This window comes from Acinetobacter sp. UBA3106 (assembly GCA_002365595.1).
Taxonomy (GTDB): Bacteria; Pseudomonadota; Gammaproteobacteria; order Pseudomonadales; family Moraxellaceae; genus Acinetobacter.
Window position 1 is genome coordinate 113,604 of the sequence record DFAM01000016.1, and the last position, 25,230, is coordinate 138,833.

Genomic DNA, 25,230 nt, shown 5'->3' on the forward strand with positions numbered 1-25,230 from the left:
GTCATTATGAGTAAACAGCCAGACTACAAACCCGGAGAATTCCAATGGTCATTTCTTTTACCTCAATATTGGGGTATCTGGATTGGTATTGTATTTCTGATGATTCTGGCGATTTTACCGTGGGCCATTCAACACCGTTTAGCCACTTTTATTGGCAATCTGGCATTTGACAAACTGAAATCTCGCCGTAAAACCACAGTACGTAATCTGGAAGTCTGTTTTCCTGAATGGACGCCTGAACAGGTACAAGTACATGCACGTCAGGTTTTTGTTGACCAGATGATTGGGATCTTTGAAACCTTAAATGCCTGGTACTGCCCGCAATGGTTTAAAGGCCGTGTCACGATTGAAGGCTTGGAACACATTCAAAATGCCCAAGCCGCAGGAAAAGGTGTTTTACTGTTAGGTACGCATTCAACATTACTCGATGCCGGCGGTTATTTGTGTGCTCAATATTTTGAGCCAGATGTGGTTTATCGTCCGCAAAATAATCCCCTGCTCGACATGCTGATTTATCGCTGTCGTGCCACTATTTATGCCAATCAAATTGACCATGATGACATGCGTGGTCTCATCCGTAACCTGAAAGAGGGTCATGCCATCTGGTATAGTCCGGATCAGGATTTTGGTTTAAAACAGGGCGTGATGGCACCATTTTTCGGTACCCCTGCTGCCACAGTCACTGCACATCGTCGTTTACTGAAAATCTCCAAAGCCGTCCCGATTCCGTTATATTTTTATCGCACCGGTGATTTAAAAGATCCGCGTTATCATGTGCTGATTGAACCGGTTGTAGATAATCTGCCTAGTGAAGATGAAGTGGATGATGCTACACGTGTCAATCAGATTATTGAACGTCAGCTGCGTATTGCCCCGACCCAATATATGTGGTTCCATCGTCGCTTTAAAACTCGTCCGGAAGGCTTTGAGAAAATCTATTAATAAGATAATTAAGATAACTAAGAAACCTCGCACAGAATCTACTATCGTGTAAAGGCGACAAGGATGTCGCCCGTTGGACTGCGATATCATGGATGTATCGTCAGTCCAACAGATGGTTTTTTTACTTTTGCCGAAACAAAAGTAAAGAATAAACTCCAAATATTGGATAAATGAACGGTAAAACTCCGCTTTGCGACAACCCTAAAGGCAAAAAACCATGAAAGTGATGCAACTTCTTCCTGAACTGAATAGCGGTGGCGTAGAACGCGGTACTTTAGAAATCGCCCGTGCCTTGGTTGCAGAAGGTCATGAATCTTTTGTGGTATCCAATGGTGGCCGGTTGGTGGCACAGCTTGAAGCGGAAGGTTCAACACATTTGACGTTAGCCATTCATAAAAAAGCCCTGTCGAGCTTATGGCAAATTCGTCCGTTGCGTCAGCTGATTGAACAGCACCAACCCGACATTGTGCATGTACGTTCCCGTGTCCCTGCCTGGCTGACCCATTTTGCTTTAAAAGGCATTCCTGCAGAACGTCGTCCACATTTAATCAGTACCGTACATGGCTTCTATTCAATTAACCGTTATAGCCAAATTATGACCCAGGCTGAAAAAGTCATTGCGGTGTCCGACAGTGTGGTCAAATACATTACCGATAACTACAAAAATTGCCCCACTCAAGATATTGTGCGGATTTACCGTGGCATAGACCCTACCGCTTTCCCGCATGGTTATCAGCCTTCTGTACAGTGGTTGAATCAAACTTTTAAAGATTTTCCCGAGCTGGAAAACAAGTTTTTACTCTGTCTTCCAGGTCGAATTACCCGCTTAAAAGGTCATGAAACTTTAATTAAGTTAATGGAACAGCTGCAAAACCAGTATCCCAACCTGCATGCGGTGGTGGTTGGCGGGGCTGATCCGAAAAAGGCTGCTTATCTCAAAGAAATGCAGGACAATATTCAAAGCAAAGGTCTGAGCGACAAAATCACTTTTGTGGGGCATCGTTCGGATATTCGTGAATGGCTGGCTTTTAGTGATGTGGTGCTTTCATTGTCCAATCAGGCAGAGACTTTCGGTCGTACTGTTTTAGAGGCCTTATCCGTGGGTACGCCAGTGATTGGCTGGAACCGGGGCGGTGTGGCAGAGATTTTATCGCAGCTGTATCCACAAGGTTTAATTGACGTAGATGATCAGGTGGCACTTTTAAATGCTGTTCAACAGCATATTGATGAGTCCCAGCAAGTTAAGCCCGTCACAACATTTAGTTTAAAAGAAATGTGTGATCAGACACTTCATTTATATAAACAAGTTTTGAAATAAATTTAAAACGATTTATCCCAGTCTCTTGAGAATCTTTATTACAGATAAAAGTAGACTGGGCTAAAGATAGGATTCAATACAGATATTATCAATGTTCCGTGCCTGCATAAATCCACATCGGTTCAGTTTGTCCTGCCCGAACAAAACCCATGGATTGATAAAATTTTATGGCTTGATGTTCAGCAACCAATATTTTTTGATGAAAATCCTTATATTTAAATAGCATTGCTTGCATCATTAATCGACCAACGCCCAAATGCTGAAAATCGGGATGTACCAGCAAATGTGGAAAATACACCACCAAGTGTCCATCAGAGATCGCATTTCCCAAACCAATAAGTTGCCCTTCCTGTCTGGCTGTCACCAGACTATGTGAATGTTGTAATGCTGCCAACAGCTGAACCGGCTTTTGCGCTGATGACCAATGATTCGCTTGATAGATTTTTAATACTTCTGCTTCATGAACCTGATCATGCATTGAGATATCGAAAGTCATAGCGTCATTAGCCTTTCCACACTCGAAATCGAGCCATTAACCAAATAACCAACGGCCAGAAAATGGTGTTGATGATATCGTGCAGACTGGCCCCAATGTGCCAATACCCATAATTGATTAAATCATCATGGGCATCAAACAGCTCTGCAACAACTGCAGCAATTAGCACAGCCCCTATTGCCCATTTCGATTTCAATTGATGATGGTGAAAAAAGGCCACAATAAAGAATAGCGTCAGCCCTGCATAAATATGTAAAGCATCACGTGATAATTCAGTAAAATTAGTGATATCAATTTTAAGTTCTTGAAATTTTGACAAATACATGGCTGAAATTTTATTTTTAGGATGTTCTATTAAAGCATAAACCCGAGTTCTGCATCCTGCAAAACTCGGGTACATGAGGTTGTGCTTCCAAATATTATTTTTATTTTGTTATTGCTATCCATTGCTGCATCATATCCATGATGATTTTCTCTCAGCCACCTGTTTCGTCTTCCTTAATGGGATTTTCCTTTCCCGGCTCCTTGGCTGATGAGTCTAGATTAAGGCAGTTAATAAAAAAGAACCATTCGCAATTGACCTAAATCAATGTAAGCCATTTCGTACACTTTTCTATTATTTAATCCGCCTGCTTGATCCCATTTTTATAGGACTGGGTAATTTTATCTGTAACTAATTTTTCTTCTTTTTCAGCCTTTTCAATACCTTCTTGTATATTCTCTTGAGCTTCCTGTTCATCGGCATCTGTTTGCTCCAGCTCTTCTTGTAGCTGATCGAAAACCCTTCCCGTCTGTAAAACCACATATACTGGAAAATGATCTGACCCCATATGAGGTAATCTTTTCATGCGAACCAGGGCAAAGTCGGTACTGTGAAAAACATGATCCAGTGACCAACGCAATAAGGGATAATCGGCATGGAAGGTATTGACAAAATGCCGCCCCACACGTGGATCGAGCAAACCACTAATCCGCTGAAACAGTCGGGTTGTTCGCGACCAGGCCACATCATTCAGATCCCCCATCACAATACAGCTTGCATCCAGGTCCTTGATCTGATCACCTACAATTAACAGCTCGGCATCGCGCAGCGTCGAATCTTTGGCTTCAGTTGGACTAGGCGGTTTAGGATGTAAACAATAAAGCTGCACCAGTTGACCGGAGCGTAAAATTACCGTGGTATGAATGGAAGGTATCTCATCACTTAAAATAAACTTGACCTCGGTATCTTTTAACTCTAAACGACTATATAGATGCATGCCGTATAAATTATCCAGAGGTACGGGCACCCGGTAGGGATAATCTTTTTCAATCACCGAAAGTGCTTTTTGCCACATTCGATCTGATTCCAAAGTTAATACCAAATCAGGTTGATATTTTTGAATCTGCTCAATCAGTAAATGATATTTATTATTTGGCGTCAGTACATTGGAGATAATCAAAGAGATTTGCTTATCCGGGTTAAGCTGATGTTTGCGAACATGCTTAACCTGTTTCTTCCATAAAAAAGTATAAGGAAGCACCATTTTGAGCTGGTATGCCAGTGCGGCAATCAGGGCAATAACAATAATTTCCCGGCTTAAATTCCACGGCTGATCCCAAACCAGCAGTAAAATTAAAGCAATAAATCCCAAAACCAAAATTTGCAAGCGTGGAAAATCAGCACCTCGAATCCACCATTCATCTCGTGGAATTAATGACCAGAATGTCAGCCAAATGACAAAAACTGTAACGATTTCCACCCAAATCATAAGCCTCTACTCTTTTTTATCTTTTTTAATTCAATCTGCAGTTAAAAAACTTTATCAATTTTGTATGTAACATAAACAAGATATTCCGCTCAATAATATTGATGTTTTCATTGTGTAGTACTTGCAGTTGTGGGCACTTTTGATACACTCAAACCCCCTTTTATTTTTTAACGCACCGAGGCAAAGTGACATGAAAGTAGGTCTGGTCGGTTGGCGCGGGATGGTTGGTTCTGTCCTTATGCAACGTATGGTTGAAGAGAATGATTTTGCTCATTTTGAGCCATTCTATTTTTCTACCAGTAATGCCGGTGGTGAAGCACCTGCGTTTGGCGGTAAAACCGCCCCAGCACTTATGGATGCATCAGACATTAGCAGTCTGAAGCAAATGGATGTCATTATTACCTGTCAAGGCGGCGACTATACCTCCGAGATTTTTCCTAAGCTAAAAGCTGAAGGCTGGAATGGTTACTGGATTGATGCTGCATCTACCTTACGTATGGCGGATGAAGCGATTATCGTACTTGATCCGGTCAACATGAACGTGATCAAAGATGGCTTGGTGAATGGCACTAAAACATTTGTGGGTGGTAACTGCACAGTTTCATTGATGCTGATGGGCTTAGGCGGTCTATTCCAGAACAATCTGGTGGAATGGGCAACCTCAATGACTTATCAGGCAGCTTCTGGTGCAGGCGCGCAAAACATGCGTGAACTGATCACTGGTATGGGCTACCTGTACAACAACACTAAAGATTTGTTAGACGACCCACGCTCTCCTATTTTAGACATTGATTCTAAAATTGCTCAATTACAGCGCGGTGAAGGCTTCCCTTCAGCCAACTTTGGTGTGCCTTTAGCAGGTTCACTCATTCCTTATATCGACAAACAGCTGGAAAGCGGTCAGTCTAAAGAAGAATGGAAAGGCCAGGTTGAAACCAACAAGATCCTCGGTAACCAACAAATTGTTCCTATTGATGGTCACTGTGTGCGTATTGGGGCAATGCGTTGTCACTCACAAGCATTGACCTTGAAACTTCGTAAAGATGTTCCATTAGATGAAATCGAAGATATCATCGCCAATGCAAATGACTGGTCTAAAGTGGTACCTAATACACGTGAAGCATCAATGACTGATCTTACACCTGTAGCAGTAACAGGTACCCTGTCTGTTCCAGTCGGCCGTTTACGTAAACTGAACATGGGTAAAGAATACTTGGGCGCGTTCACTGTCGGTGACCAGTTGCTTTGGGGTGCTGCGGAACCTTTACGTCGTATGCTACGTATCCTGATTGATTACAAAAATACTTAATGGCTCATTGAAAGAAAAAAATAAAAGTCGGTCATAATTGATCGGCTTTTTTTATGTATCCTTTATGTTAAATGTTTTACAATTATTCAACACCTCGCTAATCTATAACTTTCGCAATGCGATAAAAAAACCGAGCTAAAGATTAAGATGACCGTATATAACAAATTAAAGATAGCCATTTTAGCCATTATTGCTTCGCAGAATATTCATGCGATTACTATTGATCCTATTCAAGTTCAATCTGCGGCAGGTGAACTCTTATATGCGGAAATGAATTTTCGCAATGCTGATCCTCAGGCACAAATCCAGGCCAGCCTGGCGGATGTCGAAGATATCGCAACTTTAGGCGTTGTCTATCAACCTCCCGGACATCTTAATTTTTTTACCCGTCGCGATAGCTCGGGCAATGGTGTGATTACCATTACTTCTTCACGCCCCTTAACTGAATCTGAACTGAACATTATTATTAAAATTCAGGAAGGTAATGCCACCCGTTTACAGCATATCAAAACACCTTTGCAACGCAGCCAGGTAAAGGCACAGGCACGGGTTTCAGGTAATGAAAAACCGTTAACGCCTATCACGATTGTCAGTGAAAAAGATATCGCCTTACAACTGCCTGAAAGCACGCAATATCGGATTGAAAAACCACAAACGGCATTACAGACCTCATTTGAAGCGCCATTAAAGCTCAATAAAGCGGCCCCACCGAGTTTAAATAATAACTCTACTGCACCTGTGGTCATTTCAGCAATGGTGATCCCATCTGCGCAGCCGGCCCCCCTTCCCCAAAATGCTCCAGCTGACCCAAAGAGTGCAATACCGGCACAAATTGCCACAAAAAATGAAGTAAGAATTCCAAACAATTCAAATAGCTCTACCTCATCAGACCCTTTAGTCAGACAATATGCAGCATCGGCACAACAAACACTGGCTAAACCGAAGGTGGTAGCAGAACCCGTAGCAGCAGCTGCGCCAAAAACCAGACCAGAAACGGCGCCTACCCCCTCGCCTCAGCCTGCAGTTACAGCTCAGACCAGTACGCATGTAGTGAAATCTAATGAATCACTCTGGGCAATTGCATCACGTGTGGCTACTGAACAAAATCGTCCAATTGGCGAAGTCATGAAACAAATCAAGGCCAATAATGAACATGCCTTCATTCAAGGGGACGTGAATCGTTTACGCCGTGGAGCTGCCCTGAATTTAAATACTGCCGGCGCCGCTAAGGAAGAGCAGAAAGCAAAAGTTGCCCATTTAGCCCAAGCGCCAGCCAAACATTCCAATCAGTCAGCTAAGGCCAAATACCGCTTGAATCAGGCTGAAATGAGCCTGGTTGCAGAGAAAGAACAAGATTCAGCCAGCGGTTCTGCTAAAAAGAACACGAAAAAAAATCAAACTTCAAACGAGTTGTCATTAAAAGTTATGACATCGCGTAAAAAAACCGTTAAATTACAGAGAAACGTAACACAGTTAGATTTGGCATTGCGTCAAAAGGATCACAGAATTCAATTATTAAATACTCGTCTTGCTCAACTGCAACAGCAATTGAAAGCACAACAAGTACAGAAAAAGCCAACACACTAAGGTGTTATACAATTTGATTTTTTAGGATAGGGTTCATTGATAACAACTCAATCCTGTAAGGGGTAACAACATGCTGCTTTATGTGATTCCGTTTATATTGTTATTAGTGATCGCAATTGTATTTAAAAAGCGCGAAGCAAGTAAACAAGCAGAACAAACATCGAAGGCGAAAACCAAAAAAGCCACTTCAACCAAAAAGTCACCACAGAAAACTCAAATTGTGGAAAATTCGGTTGTTACGAAGAAAAAAACCACCCCTTTAGCTACCGATGTACGTAATAAAATTGAAGGGCTGATTCGCGAGAATAATTTTTTCTCAGCTGAGGCACAGATTAATCAGGCTTTAAATAAAGACAATTCACAGCATGAGTTGTATTTACTATTGCTGGATATTCATATCTTGCAGAAAGATGAATTTGCAATCAGCCAGCTCATTAATCATCTACGTTCATTAGAACTGGACGATTTTCTAGAACAGGCCTTGGCTAAAAAAGAAGCCCATGAAAAACAAACGGGAAGCTCTAGAGATAGCATTGATTTCAAACCTGAATCATTTATCGCTCCCGCGGCTGAACCGGTGGTTGCTGAAAGCAAGAAGAATACGGCAGATTTTGATGCTTTAATGAATGATGCTGCTGCAACAAATGATCTTGCTTTTGATCAGTTACAGCAAAATCAGCTGGCTCCGCAAACTGCAGTTGTTGACGAAATTAAACCGCTTGATTTCAGCAGCCTTTCACTGGATTCAACGGCAGAAGTAGCAACCGCACCCGTTCAAGAAATCAAGCCTTTAGATTTTAATACCCTTAATCTTGATCCTGCACCTATAACAGAAACTAAGCCAGAAGCTGCCCCAGTTCAGGAAATTCAGCCTTTAGATTTCTCATTCAGTTTAGACACTGTAACAAATCAACAAGCAGAAACTGAGAAAGCTGCAAGTATTGAACCTGTTGTAGCAGAAAGACCTGAGTTTAATTTTGACTTTTCCGTTGCAGAAACTCCAGCAGCCGAAGCAAAAGTTGCAGTTGAACAGACTATCCCAAGCTTAGACCTAGACTTTAATTTAGAGCCAGCGACTACAATTGAAGAGCCAACTGTTGAAGTAGCTCCAGCGAAAGCGTCAGGTGTAAGTTTTGATATTAGCAATATCAGCTCATCTGCAGCCAAAGCAGATAAAAATGATCCATTGGTTCAATCATTTCCGGAACTGATGGAAGTGGATGAAATTAACCTGAATCTGGAACTGGCACAGCAATATATCCAACTCGGTGCTTATGAATCAGCACGTGAATTATTGGCAGAGCAAGAGGCTAGCTATACCTCTGACCAGCGCCAACAAGCGGATCTTTTACGCAATCAAATAGCATCTTAAGCGATTTCGATCTACTATAAAGCAGTCATCCTTGGCTGCTTTTTTTATGATGAAAAAAATAGCGTTAATTTATATGGGCGGTACATTTGGCTGTATTGGTGATCCACTCAGCCCGATGCCAGCTGAACAATTTATTCCGAAACTGCAACATATTCTCCCCCTAGATCAGCAGATCGAATGTTTTGTTGCACCAGTTATTCAAGACAGTAGCGCCTGCACAGCCACAGACTGGCTGAAACTGGTTCAGTATATTCAACAGCTTCAGCTACAGCAGTTTCAGCATTTTGTCATTATTCATGGCACCGATACCCTAAGTTATGCCAGTGCCGTGCTGTCACGCTTTTTAGGTCAATCTGCGCATGTGGTGATGACCGGTAGCCAGTATCCCCTGTTAAATGCTGCGGGAGACAATAGCCGTGAATTTACCGATGCTATTGATAATTTAAACTTTGCTCTGGACTGCGTGATTAAATATCCGGTTGGGGTCTATTTGGCCTTTCATCATCAATTGATTCATGCCCAGACAGCGTTAAAAATCCATACCACAGAACTGGATGCCTTTGGCGGTATCAATGCAGCACAGCCAATCGCTCTCTCCAGCCAGCATCAGCATATTGTGCATGAGGATGATATCAACAAGGCGGCAACCTTCAACTGTTTAAGTCTGATGATGCAGCCGCTGGATTTGGCTCAGCAAGTGGCAAATTTGCAAACCATTTGCCAAGCACCGCCAAATTGCCTGATCCTGCAAGGGTTCGGTAGCGGTAATCTGGCAGTAAATAGCGCCTTCATTAACTGGCTTCAAAAACTGCAACAAGCAGGCTGTGTCGTCATTCTTACCACTCAAGTTCCTTTTGGTGGCATCAATCAACGTTATGCGATTAGTCAGTGGATACAACAAGCCAATATCATCCTGAATGATTGTCTAGGACATGCAGATCTTTATGCAAAAGCACTGAAAATGTATTTACAATACGACACTGTAGACCAATGGCAGTCACATTGGCATGATCACGTGTAATTTGAGGTAAATATGCAACGTTTTGCAGTCGGTATTGAGTTTTGTGGCATTCGATATAGAGGTTGGCAAACTCAACAACCTGGCGTACCAAGCGTGCAGGAAACCATTGAAAAAGTGCTCAGTAAAATTGCCGATGAACCGATTATTTTGCACGGTGCCGGCCGTACCGATGCCGGTGTCCATGCCACCAATATGGTTGCCCATTTTGATACCCATGCCATTCGCCCGATTCGTGGCTGGCTGATGGGGGCAAACAGTCAACTTCCTAAAGATATCGCCTTCCAGTGGATCAAGGAAATGGATCACGATTTCCATGCCCGTTTTAAAGCTCAGGCGCGTCGCTATCGCTATGTGGTCTACAACAACCCGCAGCGCCCTGCACTTCTCCATAAACAGGTTACCCATGCCTACTATCCACTGGATGTAGAGAAGATGATTGCAGCGGCGAAAAAATTTGAAGGCACACATAATTTTGAAAGCTTCCGTGCTGCAGCCTGCCAGTCCAATCAACCAGTTCGTCATGTCAAACATTGTCGCCTGATTCAGCATGGTTGTTATCTGGTGTTAGATATTCAAGCAGATGGCTTCCTGCATCACATGGTACGCAACATCATGGGCTGTTTACTGGAAATTGGTCAGGGCATGTATGAGGTTGACCATATTGACAATATTTTTGCCGCTGAAGACCGTAAAGCAGCAGGCATCACTGCCCCACCGGATGGCTTGTATTTCATCCATGCCGATTATCCGGAGCAATTTGAGCTGCCTAAAATGCCATTAGGCCCGCACTGGCTCAATATGCCTGAATAACTTATTTTAATGATATTTACCTCCCCCTCACCCCTTCTTAACGGAGGGGGAAAGTTCCTCCCTTTTTCAAAGGGAGGCTAGGAGGGATCTTTTAACGCTGCTTCCTTTTTCTATATTCCACTGGCGTCTCATTGGTCCAGCGCTTAAAAGCACGGTAAAACGTACTCGGCTCGGAAAACCCAGTGAGGTACACAATCCGCTCAACACTTTCCGCAGTATTGGCCAATAATTTCTTTGCCAAACGACAGCGATAGTCGGACAGAATTTGCTGAAAACTGGTATTGGCTTCACTCAGCTGGGTACGTAAACGGCGCGGCGTGATATTCAAATGCGTGGCTACAGTTTCCAAAGTGGTTTCACCACTTTCTAAAGTCGAACCAATCGCGCGGCGCACTTCACCAACCAGATCATAACGCGCTAGCTCTTGCAGCTTTTCAATCGCTAATTGCTCATGCAATTGCAGCAATTCAGGTTCAGCCTGCCATAACTGATAATCTAAAATCGCGGGATCGAAATATAAACGGGTTTCTTTTTGCCCTAAGCTGACCGGACACTCATAGACACGGAAATATTCATCATCAGGTGCGCCCTGACTAAAGTTAAAATCGATATAGATCGGCTGAAAACGACCTTCAGTAATAAATTTAAAGAAACGTAATACGCCTGATAATGCACATTCCGAAAAATGCCGATTGACGATATTTTCACCCCAAGGCTGCTCACCATTGGTTAAATAGCAGCGATCATCTTCAATCACCAGTTTGGCATGAAAGGCATCACTGATCAGGCGCTGATAGGCCAGTGCACGCTTTAGCCCTTCCCCAAAATTTTCACTGGAAATGAACAGGTGTTCGATCACCTGACCACGGTATAAAGGCAGGTGCTCACCCAAATGCAAACCAATATCGGGATCCTTACTGACCTCTTCCGCAGCCACCCAAAACGCATATTGAGCACTGAGCGGGGTACGATCATTGGTTTCGACCTGATTTAAGGCCACACCAGCTTTCATTAAAATTTCTTCAGTTGGCAAACCTGCACGACGAATGGCTTGATAACCCAATCGTAAAACAACTGATGCATCAGTTAGCTGACCCACGCAAAGACCTTCCTTGTATGTTCTTCATTTATACTTAAAAAGATTGATTTTAGATTAACTGCGATTGACCAAACTGACAACAGAACAATGCGCTTTTTTACAGAAAATCTTTATACGGAGAGTTCGCTTATTTAACTGACAGATGAACCAGCAAAGCCGCATTGTGCCTTGTTTTATGCAAAAAAATTGACTATAATTTGCGCCTTTCCAATTTATTCATTCAGGTAGGCTATGGCCAATAAAGAGGAACTCATCGAGTTCGAAGGCGTTGTCACCGAGACGCTTCCTAATACTATGTTCCGTGTACGTTTAGAGAACGGTCACGAAGTGATTGCCCACATCTCTGGTAAAATGCGTAAACACTATATTCGTATTTTGACTGGCGACAGTGTGAAAGTAGAAATGACCCCTTATGATTTGACCAAGGGTCGTATTACTTATCGTGCACGCTAAGTTTTAGCGTAAGCAAAAGCCACTTAAACAGTGGCTTTTTTATTGGGTTTATACTTACTGACCGTGTATCAAATCACAACGTTCATTCAAATTTCTCTGTTTAAAATAAGGTTTTATGCAACAGAGAAAAGGTCATGTCATTTCTTCATTCTCTCGGTCTTTTTGCAATTCTGGGCTTGTTGTATGGCTGTACCACATCCCCCCTAACCAGCGCACAACAACGTGATGCCTATTTACAGCAATTCATCGGGCAAACCAGTCAAAACATTCAAGCTAAACTCGATTTGAACAGCATAGGTTACCAGCAGGTGTTGGCGCCTGTTGCAAATCAACAGACACTCACTTATACAGTGATGCGTCCTGTCACCATTCCGGTACCGATGGCACAGAATCCTGCCGATATCGATGCTGGCAATATTCCCATACCCGTGACACCTCGAGCCCAAAGTTATGATGTCGATTTGCAATGTAAAATTATCTATCGTTTAGAAAACAACATAGCTAAATCGGTTTATTACACGGGTCGTACCTGTTAAAGCCTTGTGAAAAGCAATAAAAAAACGCAGCTCAAGGCTGCGTTTTTACGATTTAGTGAAATTAGTTCAATGCTGTTACCACAGCTTGACCCATTTCCACAGTGCCTACCTGAGTATTCCCTTCTGACATGATGTCGCCAGTACGTAAACCTTGATCCAGTACCTGACCTACAGCATCTTCAATGGCTTGTGCTGCTGCTTCTTCACGGAAGGTATAACGCAGCATCATTGCCACAGAAAGAATGGTAGCCAATGGATTGGCAATGTTTTGGCCTGCGATGTCTGGCGCTGAACCATGACATGGTTCATACATGCCTTTACCATTTTCATCCAGTGATGCAGATGGCAACATGCCAATAGAGCCTGTAAGCATTGCTGCTTCATCAGACAGGATGTCACCGAACAGGTTACCGGTCACAATCACGTCAAACTGCTTAGGCGCGCGTACAAGCTGCATTGCCGCATTGTCGACATACATGTGTGACAGGTTGATCTCTGGATATTGCTCTTCTTTCAGTGCAGTCACTGTCTGTTTCCAAAGCTCAGTCACTTCAAGAACATTGGCTTTATCCACTGAACAGACCTTACCGCCACGAAGACCAGCAAGTTCAAATGCAACTTTGGCAATACGTTTAATTTCAGATTCTGAATAAACGTCGGTATTGAAACCTTGCTTTTCACCATTTTCCAGTTCACGGATACCACGTGGCTGACCGAAGTAAATACCACCGGTGAGTTCACGCACAATCAAAATATCCAGGCCAGAAACGATTTCAGGTTTTAAGCTTGAAGCCCCAGCAAGTTGCGGGTAAAGAATCGCAGGACGCAAGTTTGCAAACAAATTTAATTCAGAACGGATTTTTAATAAACCACGTTCAGGACGAATTGAACGTTCAATCGTATCCCATTTTGGACCGCCAACAGCACCCAACAAAATTGCATCAGCAGTTTTTGCCTGTGCTGCTGTCACTGCAGGGTACGGTTCACCATGCGCATCAATCGCAGCACCACCCAATAAACCCTGTTCCCAAGTCAAACCCAGATTAAATTTTTCATTCACGCGTGCAAGCACTTGTTCAGCTGCTTTTACGATTTCAGGACCAATACCATCACCTGGTAAAATCAAAATGTGTTTTGACATGAGTGTTTCCATTTATGAAGTCGATGCATTACATCAACGGGATTTTAAATTTTCTTTTCTACAAACTCACCCAGACCGGTTAAGGCATTATAGGGTCTGCAGAAACGTCGGATTGTCTTCTGGTCTTGTAGCAGATCTACACACAGCGGTTCAGGTGCAGATACATTTAACAAGCTGCCCTGCTGTTTATTGCGTTCACGATACATTTTAAATGTGTAATGCTGTTTCGCCTTAAACTGATGGAAAACATGAAGCGTTTCCGCACGATCTTTGGAAATCGGATAAAAACGGATGACCAGTTCATGTTGCCCAGCTGGGACTGAAAGATATAACGCATTCGGCTGACTTAAGGAGTTCGCCTGTAAACGTAAAATACCCGATTCAACTGCAGCGCTATTTACACGGCGCTGTACTGCATCAATAATTTGAATTTGATCTAAACGTTCAAATTCACAGTTTGCCGTACCGGAGCAGTAAATTAAGGCATTCGTTTTTGTACTTTCAGTTTCTTTTACATGTTTGATACGTACTGTATCAATGCCTTGGCATGCACTTAAGAATGCAACCATAAGGCCAATTACAACAAGCTGACTGTAAACCTTTGTCATTGTTCGAGCCCAACCCTCACCAATTAAAGCCAACTAAATATTTTTATGGATCCGATATTAGCAAGAGTTAGGCTTGGATACTACTAGCGCTGAAAATTCAAGTAATTAACTGTGGATTTCCTGAAACACCCAAGGGCGTGATTGCTGGGTTTTTTCTTCATAAGCACGAATATCATCAGCAGCTTGTAAAGTTAAGCCAATATCATCCAAACCATTTAACAAGCAGTGTTTACGGAACGGATCAACTTCAAATTTAAAGCTCTCACCCGATGGTGTACGTACTTCCTGCGCTTCCAGATCGATGGTTAACTGGTAACCTTCAGTGGCCGCACATTCTTTGAATAACTGATCGACGATCTCTTCCGACAGACTCACCGGCAACATGCCATTTTTAAAGCTGTTATTGAAGAAAATGTCGGCATAGCTTGGAGCAATTACGGTACGGAAACCGTATTCATTCAAAGCCCATGGCGCATGCTCTCGGCTTGAACCACAACCAAAGTTGGCACGTGAAATTAAGACGGTGGCACCTTGATAACGCGGCTGATTCAAAACGAAATCAGGATTTTTAGGACGTTTTGAGTTGTCCTGACCCGGATAGCCTTCATCCAAATAACGCAATTCATCAAATAAGTTGTCGCCAAAACCGGTACGTTTGATCGATTTCAAAAACTGTTTTGGAATAATTAAATCTGTATCGACATTGGCACGGTCTAATGGTGCAACGATACCTTGTTCAACGGCATATTTTTTCATTTTTTGCTCCCCTTAGCCCAATTAGAATGAACGAACATCAACAAAGTGACCGGCGATGGCTGCGGCAGCTGCCATGGCTGGACTCACCAAGTGAGTACGACCGCCATTGCCCTGACGACCTTCGAAGTTACGGTTAGAAGTTGAGGCACAGTGCTCGCCTGGCTGCAATTTATCGGCATTCATCGCCAAACACATTGAGCAACCTGGCTCGCGCCATTCAAAGCCAGCTTCCAAGAATACTTGATCCAAGCCTTCAGCTTCAGCCTGCTGTTTCACCAAACCGGAACCCGGAACCACCATTGCCTGTTTAATTGAAGCAGCCACTTTACGGCCTTTAATCACTTCAGCAGCAGCACGAATATCTTCAATACGCGAATTGGTGCATGAACCGATAAATACGCGGTCTAACTGAATGTCTGCCAATGCCTGACCTGCATTTAAACCCATATATTGATAAGCACGGGTCCAGTCGTTACGTTGTACGTCGTCTTTGGCCTGTTCCAAAGTCGGCACTGCTTCAGACACTGGAATCACCATCTCTGGCGATGTCCCCCAAGACACTTGCGGTTCGATCTCTTCGCCTTGCAATACCACAACGGTATCGAAATGTGCGCCTTCATCAGAGTGCAAGGTATTCCAGTAGGCTACAGCGGCATCCCACTGCTCACCTTTCGGTGCATAATTACGGCCTTTGACATATTCAATGGTTTTGCCATCCACAGCCACCATACCGACACGTGCACCGGCTTCAATCGCCATGTTACATACGGTCATACGGCCTTCAATCGACATGTCACGAAATACTTGACCACCGAATTCAATCGCGTGACCCGTACCGCCCGCAGTACCAATTTTACCAATGATCGCTAAAACCACGTCTTTTGGTGTTACGCCCTGACCCAATTTACCGTCAACACGTACCAACATGTTTTTCATTTTCTTTTGAACCAAGCATTGGGTTGCCAATACATGTTCAACTTCTGAAGTCCCAATACCGTGCGCCAAACAGCCAAAGGCACCATGAGTTGCGGTATGCGAGTCACCACATACCACGGTCATGCCCGGCAAGGTTAAACCCTGCTCAGGACCGACCACATGGGCAATGCCTTGACGGATATCATTGATATCAAATTCAACAATATTGAAGGTTTTACAGTTGTCATCCAAGGTTTGCACCTGAATACGTGAAGTTGGATCTTCAATACCAGCAATACCCTGTTCACGTTCAGTTTTTGAAGTAGGCACGTTATGGTCTGGCGTTGCCACATTGGCACTTAAACGCCAAGGTTTACGGCCTGCAAGTTGCAAACCCTCAAAAGCTTGTGGTGAGGTTACTTCATGTAATAAATGACGATCGATATAAAGCAAGGCTGAACCATCATCGCGTTGTTTTACTAAATGGTCATCCCACAATTTATCGTATAAAGTCTTTGCTTTTGGGGTATTGCCTGCCATGTCGACGCGCTCCATAGAACTGGGTAATGCTTACATTAACTTCGATTATAACCACCTATTAACATAAATCTAATTTATCATTTTTATTAGTTTAAAAACTTTTTGGAATTAATTTTAACGCTATAACACCCTGTATTTTGGCAAAATCCCCTCTCTTCTGCTCTTAAGGCAGACAGCATTCTCCTTATGATCAGGCTGGTTAAATCAAAGTCTCTAGAATGCTTGAGCAGGAAATTCAAAATTCCGAATTTAGCCTGATGGATTTTCTTTCGCGGCTATAAGCTGTTCAATCGCCCGGATGAGTTCTGCTTTCGCTGCGCCGCATTCAGCCGCTGCATGATTTTCATCATCTTCATCATCGGCAATTTCATAGACCTGACTGCGTTTTTCCACCGCTTCCTCAAAAATATCAAGAAGGTATTTAATGTGTTTAATATCCATAATGTTCACCCTGTTAGAAAAGTATCTCTAGAAAATAGCTCTAAGCGATACCATTCCCCTGTTGTTTATGAATTATGAGGTTTAACCAGCCAATAATTCATAAAACCGATTAAAAATATAAAAATGTTCGTTTTTACAAATCAAATAAGACTGATTATCATTTAACCATATCCCGAGGCAAAGATTGAGGAACAACCCATGGCTCATATTCAAAAATTTGTTGATAACAACCAGCGTATGTTTAAAAAAACCTTTAGCTATTACATTATGCACATCACCATTGCCATGTTGGTCGGTTATTTCGTGACAGGAAGTATCTGGATGGCAGTGACCTTGAGTTTGCTTGAACCGACGATTCAGGCGATCGCTTTCTTCTTTCATGAAAAAATCTGGGAAGCCAAACCGGCGAAAGTGCAAAACAGCAATAACGCAGCCATCTAAATATTTGCCAAGCTAGAAAAATATCATGGGTTCCGGTTTTTCACTTTACAAGGATCACTTCATTCACATGAGGTGATTTTTTTATTTCCTGCTTTAAGTTCACATCCGTATACATTTTTTAAGGTCTTTTTAAAGATTAAGCCCCCATTTAATATAAAAATATTTTATAATTATTTGAATTTCATATAACCAGATATCTCCTTATGAATCTTGCTGCCTTTGAAGCCTTTATTAAAGTCATGGAAACAGGTTCTATTTCTATGGCCGCTGATCTATTGTTTATTACCCAGCCTGCTGTGACCAAAAGGATTCATAGTCTGGAAGAATATTTTGGCGTGAAACTGTTTGAGTCGGCCGGTCGTGGTGTTCAGGCCACCCATGCAGCACACTCTTTATTGCCAAAAGTGAAAAACTGGTTAAATGAACTGGGCGATATTCATCATACCCTCAGTCACGAACAGGAACAGGTGCAAGGCAAGCTGAAAATTGGCACCAGTCACCATATTGGTTTGCATCATCTACCCCAGCACCTGCGCAATTATGTACAAAAATTCCCGGATGTGACTTTAGATGTACATTTTGTTGACTCGGAACAGGCGCATGAGCAGGTACTGGCCGGTGACCTGGAGCTGGCATTTCTGACCCTTCCGCCGCAAGGTGATGAACGCCTGAGTTACGTGACCATCTGGAATGATCCGCTGGTGTTTGTGGCAGCACCTTTTCATCCGCTGGCGCAAAAAAAACATTTGAGTCTGGAAGATCTGGTCCAGTACCCGAGCTTATTGCCAGCATCACAAACCTATACCACGCAAATCACCTTGGCCGAGTTTGAAAAGCAAGGGGTGAAACCGAAAATTACCATGAGCAATAATCCACTGGAATCAATCCGCATGCTGGTTTCGATTGGCCTGGGATGGTCGGTATTACCAAAAACCTTGCTGAATCAGGAACTGCAACTGCTGGATATTAATGTGCAAATGAACCGTCAACTCGGCATGGTTTGGCATCCGGGTCGTACCCAGTCACGTGCGGTACAAGAACTGGTGGCCATGATGAGAAACGCCCATCCCTACTAAAATCTGCTTTAGTGCTGCATCTGCCTGGATGCAGCATTTTGTTACCTAAATCCTCAGTACAGGGGCATGGCTTTCGAGTACTTTTAAATAAAACACATAAAACATGATGTTTTAAATGTGTAAAAGAAATCGATGGAGTGTGACCCTATGTTGAGGGATTCATTATCTGTACTATCTCAAAAAGACCAATCTGTAGCTTCTACTCATCATTCCGGCGTGTGGCAAAATGCGAAAATTACGTTGCTGCCGACTCCTCATTTAAATTTTCCTGACGAAGCAACTGCACGACATACTTTGCGTGATTATTTCCTCAATACGTTCGACAGCTATGAACGGCTGTTTGACTGTCTAAAAAATGATGAAGCCTATTACCTCCAGTCCATTTCCTTACGCCATCCGCTGATTTTTTATTTTGGTCATACGGCGACCTTTTTTATCAATAAACTGCTTCTGAGCAAACTGATTCGTGAACGTTTGAACCCGCAGCTGGAAAGTATTTTTGCTGTCGGGGTCGATGAAATGAGCTGGGATGACTTGAATGAGCAGCATTATGACTGGCCGAGTGTAGACGAAGTCCGTGCTTATCGTACGCAGGTACGGACACTGGTACTGAATCTGCTTGAACATGCGCCTCTTACTTTACCGCTGGACTGGAACCATCCGTGGTGGTCGATCATCATGGGGATTGAACATGAGCGGATTCATCTTGAAACATCATCAGTGCTGATTCGCCAGCACCAGCTGGACTATGTCTACAATCATCCGCAGTGGCGTGCCAAGGTTATGACTGGAGTTGCTCCAGAAAATGTCCTGCTTGCTGTGCCTGCAGGACAAGTCCGTCTGAACAAAAATTTCAACAGTAGCTTTTATGGCTGGGACAATGAATATGGCCTGCATCAGGTGGATGTTCCCGCTTTTGAGGCTTCACAACATCTGGTGTCCAATCAGGCATTCTTGAGTTTTGTCGAAGATGGCGGGTATGCAACCGATCGTTACTGGACCGCAGAAGGACAAGCTTGGCTGAAATTTTCGCAAGCTGTGCATCCCAGTTTTTGGCGAAAAACCCCGGAAGGCTGGTTACTGCGTATTATGCTGGAAGAAATTTCCATGCCTTGGGACTGGCCGGTCGAAGTGAATTATCTTGAAGCCAAAGCTTTTTGTCAGTGGAAAGCCGAAAAAACCGGTCAAAACATTCGCTTGCCCACAGAAGATGAGTGGTATCGGCTTTACGACGTGGCAGGTTTAGATCCTGAGCTACCTAGTCCTGAACAGGCCAATATCGAACTGAAATATGGCACCAGTCCCTGCCCGGTCAATCATTTTCAGCAAGGCGATTTCTTTGATATTCAGGGCAATGTCTGGCAATGGACTGAAACTCCGATTTACCCTTTTGACGGTTTTCAGGTGCATCCGATCTATGATGATTTCAGCACCCCAACTTTTGACGGGCAACATAATTTAATCAAAGGTGGTTCCTGGATTTCGGCTGGCAATGAAGCTTTGCATAGTTCACGTTATGCCTTCCGCCGGCATTTCTTCCAGCATGCTGGATTCCGCTATGTTGCCGCCTCCCAAGAGCTGAAGCAGTTTCAATCGCAGTATGAAACTGACCAGATGATCTCGCAATATTTGGAATTTCAGTACGGTGCAGAATATTTTAATGTCCCCAATTTTGCCCAAAGCCTGATTCACCTTGCACGGCCTTATTTTAAGGATATTGCGACCGAGAAGGCATTAGATATCGGATGTGCCACAGGTCGTGCCAGCTTTGAACTGGCAGCTTATTTTAATCAGGTCACAGGACTAGATTTTTCCGCACGCTTTATTCAGCAAGCGGCACAACTGGCGCAAGGCGAAACGCTACGTTATACCCTGCCTGTTGAAGGTGAACTGGTCGAATATCAAGCCTGCAACTTAAAAGAACTGGGGCTGGATGCACATGCGAATCGAGTGGAGTTTTTTCAGGCCGATGCCTGCAATTTAAAACCGCACTTTAGCAATTACAATTTTATTCTGGCTGCCAATTTGATTGACCGCCTGCATCATCCGAAAGATTTTTTAGCCTCTATTCATCAACGCTTAACTCTGGGCGGCATTTTAATGCTGACCTCCCCTTATACCTGGCTAGAAGAACATACGGCGCGCCATGAATGGCTCGGCGGTTTTAAAAAAGATGGCGAAAACTTCACTACGCTGGAGGGCATGACTGAACTGTTACAAGCGCATTTTGAAATGCTCGCTGAACCTCAGGATGTCGCCTTTGTCATACGTGAAACCGCGCGTAAGTATCAGCATACCTTGTCTCAAGTAACACTATGGAAACGGGTGAGATAAAGCACTTTCCAAAAAAAAAGCCAATCTGCTGATTGGCTTTTTCGGTTTTAATCTTTATTGAGTCACTGAATCTTCATGCAAAGATTCATTCAGCTGGTCGACAATAATCGCCCATGAGCCATCGGACTTTAGCTTTTCTGCTAAAAACTGGCGCTGTGCATCAGTCCAAAATTCTGCTTCAGTAATTTTGGTATGAGCATTCAGTTGATGTGTGGCAATAAACAGGGCGATCGCTTCTTCACTGGAGTCTAGTCCCAGCTGCTCAAAAAGATTGGTCATTCTTGGACGTGTTTGGCTCATTTTGATCTCCCGTTCTTCCCGCTAAAGTTTAATTTTTTATCAGTACCAGCCATGATTTTCATTTCTAATATACGACAAAGGCATAATGATAGTAAGGGTTATTTTATGCTTGCATAGTCGGTATCAAACATGCAACCCGGTTCAGCAAATCGGTTGCAATCTCCCTGAAAAATGGAAGAATTTCAGCACAGTTTTATTTTTCTTTTTTTTATTTTTAACGTCTAAAATAGGCAGAGCCACGATATTCCTCACGACTCTGCCCTCACTCAAAAAAACAGGCTAAATCGACCAGTCCTGAATTTCCCAGTTTTGCGCTTTGGCTAAAGTCTCTAGACGCTCGTCCGGATTGACCGCAATGGCATGATCGGCATATTCCAATAAGAAACGGTCATTGAATGAATCTGAGTATGCCCATGATTCATCAATATTACGGCCTTCAAGCCATTGTTCCAAGCGAATCAATTTACCTTTTTGATAGCACGCGGTATTGATGACTTTACCGGTATATTTACCATTTACCATTTCTGCATTGGTGGCAATAATTTCAGTAATGCCAAACTCGTGAAAAATAGGCGCAGTAATAAAATCAGACGTTGCAGTAATCCCGACCAGCTCATGTCCGGCATCGCGGTGCTTTTCAATGGCAGCAAAACCTTCAGGGCGCATTTGTGGACGAATCACTTTTTTCATGAACAATTCATGTAATTCGGTCAAATATTGATTGTCATGCTGGGTTAAAAACTCAAATACAAATTCGTTATAGGCAATCGGGTCAAGTTGCCCTGCTTTATAGTCCTCATAAAATTTGTCATTCATTTGACGATGTCGGATTGGATCGACTAAACCTTCGTTTACTAAAAACTCACCCCATGAATAATCTGAATCGGTATTGAGTAGGGTGTGGTCGAGGTCAAATAAAGCCAATTTCATGAAAATACTCGTAAAAACTGCAATTTAAGAAAAAAATTGTAAATCTATCTCCGCTAGTCGATAGAAATTCGTTAAGATCATAGCAATTTTTAACATTTAAGCTGTGCTTTTTTTCGAGATGGATATAGAAATAACAATCCCCGTAGAAAAAGTCATACATTACACAAAATTTAGGTAGCCAAATGATCGACTCAGAAGGTTTCCGACCGAATGTCGGGATCATTTTGGCAAACGACATTGGACAAGTTTTATGGGCAAAACGCATTGGACACAATGCTTGGCAATTTCCACAAGGAGGGATCCAGTATGGAGAATCCCCCGAACAGGCACTTTACCGTGAGCTGAGAGAAGAAGTTGGTTTATTGCCCGAACATGTTCAAATTGTAGCGCAAACAAAAGGTTGGCTGCGTTATCGTTTGCCGCAACGGTATATACGCTCGGATTCAGACCCGGTGTGTATTGGTCAAAAACAGAAGTGGTTTTTACTGAAGCTGACAGCACCAGCAAAAAATATTCAGCTGGATTTGTCTGACCCACCTGAGTTTGACCAGTGGCAATGGGTAAGTTATTGGTACCCATTAGGCCAGGTCGTGAATTTTAAACGCGATGTATACCGAAAGGCGATGGTAGAACTGTGTCATCAGTTACCTTCCATCCAGGTATAAAAAATTGCATGAAAAGGCAGATTTTTTAGTAGCAAGTTGTTATAAATAAAAACAGTTTTAAACTTATTGTGGAGCAGATTTTATGTCGAATATGCAACTGGACACCTTAAGACGCATTGTGCAGGAAATCAATGCGTCCACCAGTTTGCATGAATCACTCGACATCATGGTCAATCAGGTTGCTGAAGCCATGCATGTAGATGTCTGCTCCATTTACCTGCTTGATGAACGTAACCAGCGTTATCTGCTCATGGCGTCTAAAGGATTAAATCCTGAAGCTGTCGGGCACGTTTCTTTACATACTAGTGAAGGTCTGGTCGGACTGGTAGGTCAACGCGAAGAAATCGTCAATCTGGACAATGCACCGAAGCATGAACGCTTTATGTACCTGCCTGAAACCGGGGAAGAAATTTATAATTCTTTTCTTGGCGTTCCTGTCATGTACCGCCGTAAAGTGATGGGCGTTCTGGTGGTACAAAATAAAGAATCTCAAGATTTTAGTGAAGCTGCCGAATCGTTCCTGGTCACGCTGTGTGCCCAGCTTTCCGGTGTAATTGCCCATGCTCATGCGGTCGGCAATATCGATGTATTCCGCAAGCCAAGCAACCTTCCCGCTTATAAAACCTTCCAGGGTGTTTCAGGTTCAGGCGGCATTGCCTTAGGGCGTGCCGTCATTCTCTATCCGCCTGCAGATTTGGCGGCTGTACCTGACCGTGAAGCGGATGACATCAGTGAAGAACTGGAACTGCTTGATCATGCGCTGAATGCGGTGCGTCAGGAAATTCAATCCCTTGATGAAAAAATGCAAGATGCCTTAATGGCAGAAGAACGCGCCCTATTTAGCGTGTTCTTGCGCATGCTGGATGAAAATGCTTTACCTTCTGAAATTAAAGCTGAAATCCGCGATGGTAACTGGGCACAAGGTGCAGTCAGAAATGTCATTGATAATCACATTGCCCTGTTTGCACAAATGGAAGACGATTATCTACGCGAACGTGTTTCCGACCTGAAAGATCTCGGACGTCGCATTCTGGCATTTTTACAGGAAGCCGATGCCAGCCATCGCGAACTGACTGATGAAAGTATTCTGATTGGGGAAGAAATTTCAACGGCAGCCCTGGTTGAATTACCGGTCGATAAAATTGCTGCGATTGTCACCACCGAAGGTGCCATGAACTCGCATATGGTGATTGTGGCACGTGCGCTGGGCATTCCTACTGTGGTTGGTGTCACTGAACTGCCGATTAATACCTTGGATGATGTCGAGATGATTGTCGATGCTCATCAGGGACGTGTGTTTATTAATCCGCCTCGCCGTTTGCGTAGCCGTTATAAAGAAATTCAGAAAGAAGAAGAACAGCTTGCTAAAGACTTAAAGCAATACGAGACCAAAGATGCGATTACGCCGGATGGAGTTGCCGTTAAACTGTTTGTGAACACGGGCTTGATGATTGATGTGGTACGTGGGGTACAACGTGGCGCTAAAGGCGTAGGTTTATATCGTTCTGAAATTCCGTTTATGCTACGTGACCGCTTCCCCGGCGAAGAAGAACAGCGTGCCATTTACCGCCAGCAGCTCAGTCACTTTGCCAATAAACCTGTGGTGATGCGGACTCTCGACATTGGTGCAGATAAGGATTTACCTTATTTCTCCATTGAAGAAGAAAACTCGGCGCTGGGCTGGCGCGGCATCCGTTTTACTTTAGATCATCCTGAAATTTTTTCTGCACAAATTCGTGCCATGCTCAAAGCCAGTATTGGTCTGAATAACTTGCACATTTTACTGCCAATGATCACCAGTGTCAGTGAAGTAGAAGAAGCTTTATATCTACTGGATCGAGACTGGGCCGCAGTTCAGGAAGAAGAACAAGTTAAAATTACCAAGCCAAAAATCGGCATTATGGTTGAAGTACCGAGTGTGCTGTTACAGATTGAAGAGTTTTCTGAGCTGGTGGATTTCTTCTCGGTCGGTTCCAATGACTTGACCCAGTATTTACTGGCAGTCGACCGTAATAATCCTCGAGTTGCCAATGTGTATTCGCATTTCCATCCTGCGGTTTTACGCGCCTTGACCCGTCTGGTTCAGGAATGTCATAAATATGATAAACCGATTAGTATTTGTGGAGAAATGGCTGGCGACCCATTGGCGGCTGTACTGCTGATGGCGATGGGCTTTAATACCCTGTCGATGAGTTCTAGCAATATTTTGCGGGTGCGTAAAGCGATTTGTCATGTTCCAATGACCGATGCGCAGGAACAGCTGGAACGTGTATTAAAAATGAGTAATCCACTGATGGTGAAAAGCTGGATGGAGTATTACTTCAAGACCCATGGCCTGGGGGATATGGTGAAATCTGCAACCCGTATTGTAGGCGCTTAATTCTATTCA

At 43.3% G+C, this 25,230-nt stretch carries 25 protein-coding genes; 14 read left to right on the forward strand and 11 right to left on the reverse strand.

What is annotated here, in order from left to right; genetic code table 11:
* Positions 1-6 precede the first annotated feature (6 nt).
* Both B4C48_RS08490 and B4C48_RS08495 read left to right on the forward strand, forming a co-directional pair.
* Positions 7-942, forward strand: a complete 936-nt coding sequence (locus tag B4C48_RS08490; protein ID WP_291355512.1) for a lauroyl acyltransferase — start codon at positions 7-9, stop codon at positions 940-942.
* 217 nt (positions 943-1,159) lie between these two features.
* Positions 1,160-2,260, forward strand: coding sequence for a glycosyltransferase family 4 protein (locus tag B4C48_RS08495; protein WP_291355513.1), 1,101 nt, complete (start codon positions 1,160-1,162; stop codon positions 2,258-2,260).
* 88 nt (positions 2,261-2,348) lie between these two features.
* Here the strand turns inward: B4C48_RS08495 and B4C48_RS08500 are convergent, their stop codons facing one another.
* From B4C48_RS08500 to B4C48_RS08510, 3 genes are all read right to left on the reverse strand, one after another.
* Positions 2,349-2,756, reverse strand: coding sequence for a GNAT family N-acetyltransferase (locus B4C48_RS08500; protein ID WP_291355514.1), 408 nt, complete (start codon positions 2,754-2,756; stop codon positions 2,349-2,351).
* Between the two features lie 7 nt (positions 2,757-2,763).
* Positions 2,764-3,156, reverse strand: coding sequence for a hypothetical protein (locus B4C48_RS08505; RefSeq protein ID WP_291355515.1), 393 nt, complete (start codon positions 3,154-3,156; stop codon positions 2,764-2,766).
* 220 nt (positions 3,157-3,376) lie between these two features.
* The gene (locus tag B4C48_RS08510) at positions 3,377-4,507 is read right to left on the reverse strand and encodes an endonuclease/exonuclease/phosphatase family protein (protein ID WP_291355517.1); all 1,131 of its coding nucleotides are present in this window, start codon (positions 4,505-4,507) and stop codon (positions 3,377-3,379) included.
* Positions 4,508-4,697: 190 nt separating this feature from the next.
* Between B4C48_RS08510 and asd the strand changes: the two genes are divergently transcribed.
* The 5 genes from asd to truA all read left to right on the forward strand — a co-directional run bounded on the left by asd (position 4,698) and on the right by truA (position 10,606).
* A complete protein-coding gene (gene asd, locus B4C48_RS08515; RefSeq protein ID WP_291355519.1) occupies positions 4,698-5,816 on the forward strand; it encodes an aspartate-semialdehyde dehydrogenase in 1,119 nt (372 codons plus the stop codon).
* A 147-nt stretch (positions 5,817-5,963) separates the two neighbouring features.
* Positions 5,964-7,403, forward strand: a complete 1,440-nt coding sequence (locus B4C48_RS08520; protein ID WP_291355521.1) for a hypothetical protein — start codon at positions 5,964-5,966, stop codon at positions 7,401-7,403.
* 70 nt (positions 7,404-7,473) lie between these two features.
* On the forward strand, positions 7,474-8,775 hold the full coding sequence (locus tag B4C48_RS08525) for a hypothetical protein (protein ID WP_291355523.1): 1,302 nt from the start codon (positions 7,474-7,476) through the stop codon (positions 8,773-8,775).
* 46 nt (positions 8,776-8,821) lie between these two features.
* A complete protein-coding gene (locus B4C48_RS08530) occupies positions 8,822-9,796 on the forward strand; it encodes an asparaginase (protein ID WP_291355525.1) in 975 nt (324 codons plus the stop codon).
* Positions 9,797-9,808: 12 nt separating this feature from the next.
* Positions 9,809-10,606 (forward strand): tRNA pseudouridine(38-40) synthase TruA, encoded by a 798-nt coding sequence (gene truA / locus B4C48_RS08535; RefSeq protein WP_291355527.1) that lies wholly within the window; start codon positions 9,809-9,811, stop codon positions 10,604-10,606.
* A 91-nt stretch (positions 10,607-10,697) separates the two neighbouring features.
* Here truA and B4C48_RS08540 read toward each other — a convergent pair whose 3' ends face one another.
* Entirely contained in the window at positions 10,698-11,705 is a 1,008-nt protein-coding gene (locus B4C48_RS08540) for an AraC family transcriptional regulator (RefSeq protein WP_086195313.1), read from the reverse strand.
* A 231-nt stretch (positions 11,706-11,936) separates the two neighbouring features.
* On the opposite strand from B4C48_RS08540, the gene infA reads away from it, so the two are divergent.
* Positions 11,937-12,158, forward strand: a complete 222-nt coding sequence (gene infA, locus B4C48_RS08545; protein ID WP_001284370.1) for a translation initiation factor IF-1 — start codon at positions 11,937-11,939, stop codon at positions 12,156-12,158.
* Positions 12,159-12,292: 134 nt separating this feature from the next.
* Entirely contained in the window at positions 12,293-12,694 is a 402-nt protein-coding gene (locus B4C48_RS08550; protein WP_291355531.1) for a hypothetical protein, read from the forward strand.
* 61 nt (positions 12,695-12,755) lie between these two features.
* Here B4C48_RS08550 and leuB read toward each other — a convergent pair whose 3' ends face one another.
* From leuB to B4C48_RS08575, 5 genes are all read right to left on the reverse strand, one after another.
* Positions 12,756-13,835 carry a 3-isopropylmalate dehydrogenase gene (gene leuB / locus B4C48_RS08555; protein ID WP_291355533.1) on the reverse strand — a complete coding sequence of 360 codons (1,080 nt, stop codon included), beginning with the start codon at positions 13,833-13,835 and terminating at the stop codon, positions 12,756-12,758.
* A gap of 44 nt (positions 13,836-13,879) precedes the next feature.
* On the reverse strand, positions 13,880-14,443 hold the full coding sequence (locus tag B4C48_RS08560) for a hypothetical protein (RefSeq protein ID WP_291355535.1): 564 nt from the start codon (positions 14,441-14,443) through the stop codon (positions 13,880-13,882).
* 105 nt (positions 14,444-14,548) lie between these two features.
* On the reverse strand, positions 14,549-15,199 hold the full coding sequence (leuD, locus tag B4C48_RS08565; protein ID WP_291355537.1) for a 3-isopropylmalate dehydratase small subunit: 651 nt from the start codon (positions 15,197-15,199) through the stop codon (positions 14,549-14,551).
* Between the two features lie 21 nt (positions 15,200-15,220).
* Positions 15,221-16,654: a 3-isopropylmalate dehydratase large subunit gene (gene leuC / locus B4C48_RS08570; RefSeq protein WP_291355539.1), complete on the reverse strand. Its 1,434-nt coding sequence runs from the start codon at positions 16,652-16,654 to the stop codon at positions 15,221-15,223.
* A gap of 249 nt (positions 16,655-16,903) precedes the next feature.
* A complete protein-coding gene (locus B4C48_RS08575; protein ID WP_291355541.1) occupies positions 16,904-17,095 on the reverse strand; it encodes a hypothetical protein in 192 nt (63 codons plus the stop codon).
* 198 nt (positions 17,096-17,293) lie between these two features.
* On the opposite strand from B4C48_RS08575, the gene B4C48_RS08580 reads away from it, so the two are divergent.
* From B4C48_RS08580 to ovoA, 3 genes are all read left to right on the forward strand, one after another.
* Positions 17,294-17,536, forward strand: a complete 243-nt coding sequence (locus B4C48_RS08580) for a DUF2061 domain-containing protein (protein ID WP_291355543.1) — start codon at positions 17,294-17,296, stop codon at positions 17,534-17,536.
* A 203-nt stretch (positions 17,537-17,739) separates the two neighbouring features.
* Positions 17,740-18,612: a LysR family transcriptional regulator gene (locus tag B4C48_RS08585; protein WP_291355545.1), complete on the forward strand. Its 873-nt coding sequence runs from the start codon at positions 17,740-17,742 to the stop codon at positions 18,610-18,612.
* A 147-nt stretch (positions 18,613-18,759) separates the two neighbouring features.
* On the forward strand, positions 18,760-20,946 hold the full coding sequence (ovoA, locus tag B4C48_RS08590; RefSeq protein ID WP_291355547.1) for a 5-histidylcysteine sulfoxide synthase: 2,187 nt from the start codon (positions 18,760-18,762) through the stop codon (positions 20,944-20,946).
* A gap of 54 nt (positions 20,947-21,000) precedes the next feature.
* Here the strand turns inward: ovoA and B4C48_RS08595 are convergent, their stop codons facing one another.
* Positions 21,001-21,246, reverse strand: coding sequence for a DUF2789 domain-containing protein (locus B4C48_RS08595; protein WP_291355549.1), 246 nt, complete (start codon positions 21,244-21,246; stop codon positions 21,001-21,003).
* A gap of 279 nt (positions 21,247-21,525) precedes the next feature.
* The gene (locus B4C48_RS08600; protein ID WP_291355551.1) at positions 21,526-22,176 is read right to left on the reverse strand and encodes an HAD family hydrolase; all 651 of its coding nucleotides are present in this window, start codon (positions 22,174-22,176) and stop codon (positions 21,526-21,528) included.
* 182 nt (positions 22,177-22,358) lie between these two features.
* Here B4C48_RS08600 and B4C48_RS08605 point away from each other — a divergent pair, with 182 nt between their 5' ends.
* Both B4C48_RS08605 and ptsP read left to right on the forward strand, forming a co-directional pair.
* The gene (locus tag B4C48_RS08605; RefSeq protein WP_291355553.1) at positions 22,359-22,841 is read left to right on the forward strand and encodes an RNA pyrophosphohydrolase; all 483 of its coding nucleotides are present in this window, start codon (positions 22,359-22,361) and stop codon (positions 22,839-22,841) included.
* An 82-nt stretch (positions 22,842-22,923) separates the two neighbouring features.
* Positions 22,924-25,221 (forward strand): phosphoenolpyruvate--protein phosphotransferase, encoded by a 2,298-nt coding sequence (gene ptsP / locus B4C48_RS08610; protein ID WP_291355554.1) that lies wholly within the window; start codon positions 22,924-22,926, stop codon positions 25,219-25,221.
* Positions 25,222-25,230: the final 9 nt, after the last annotated feature.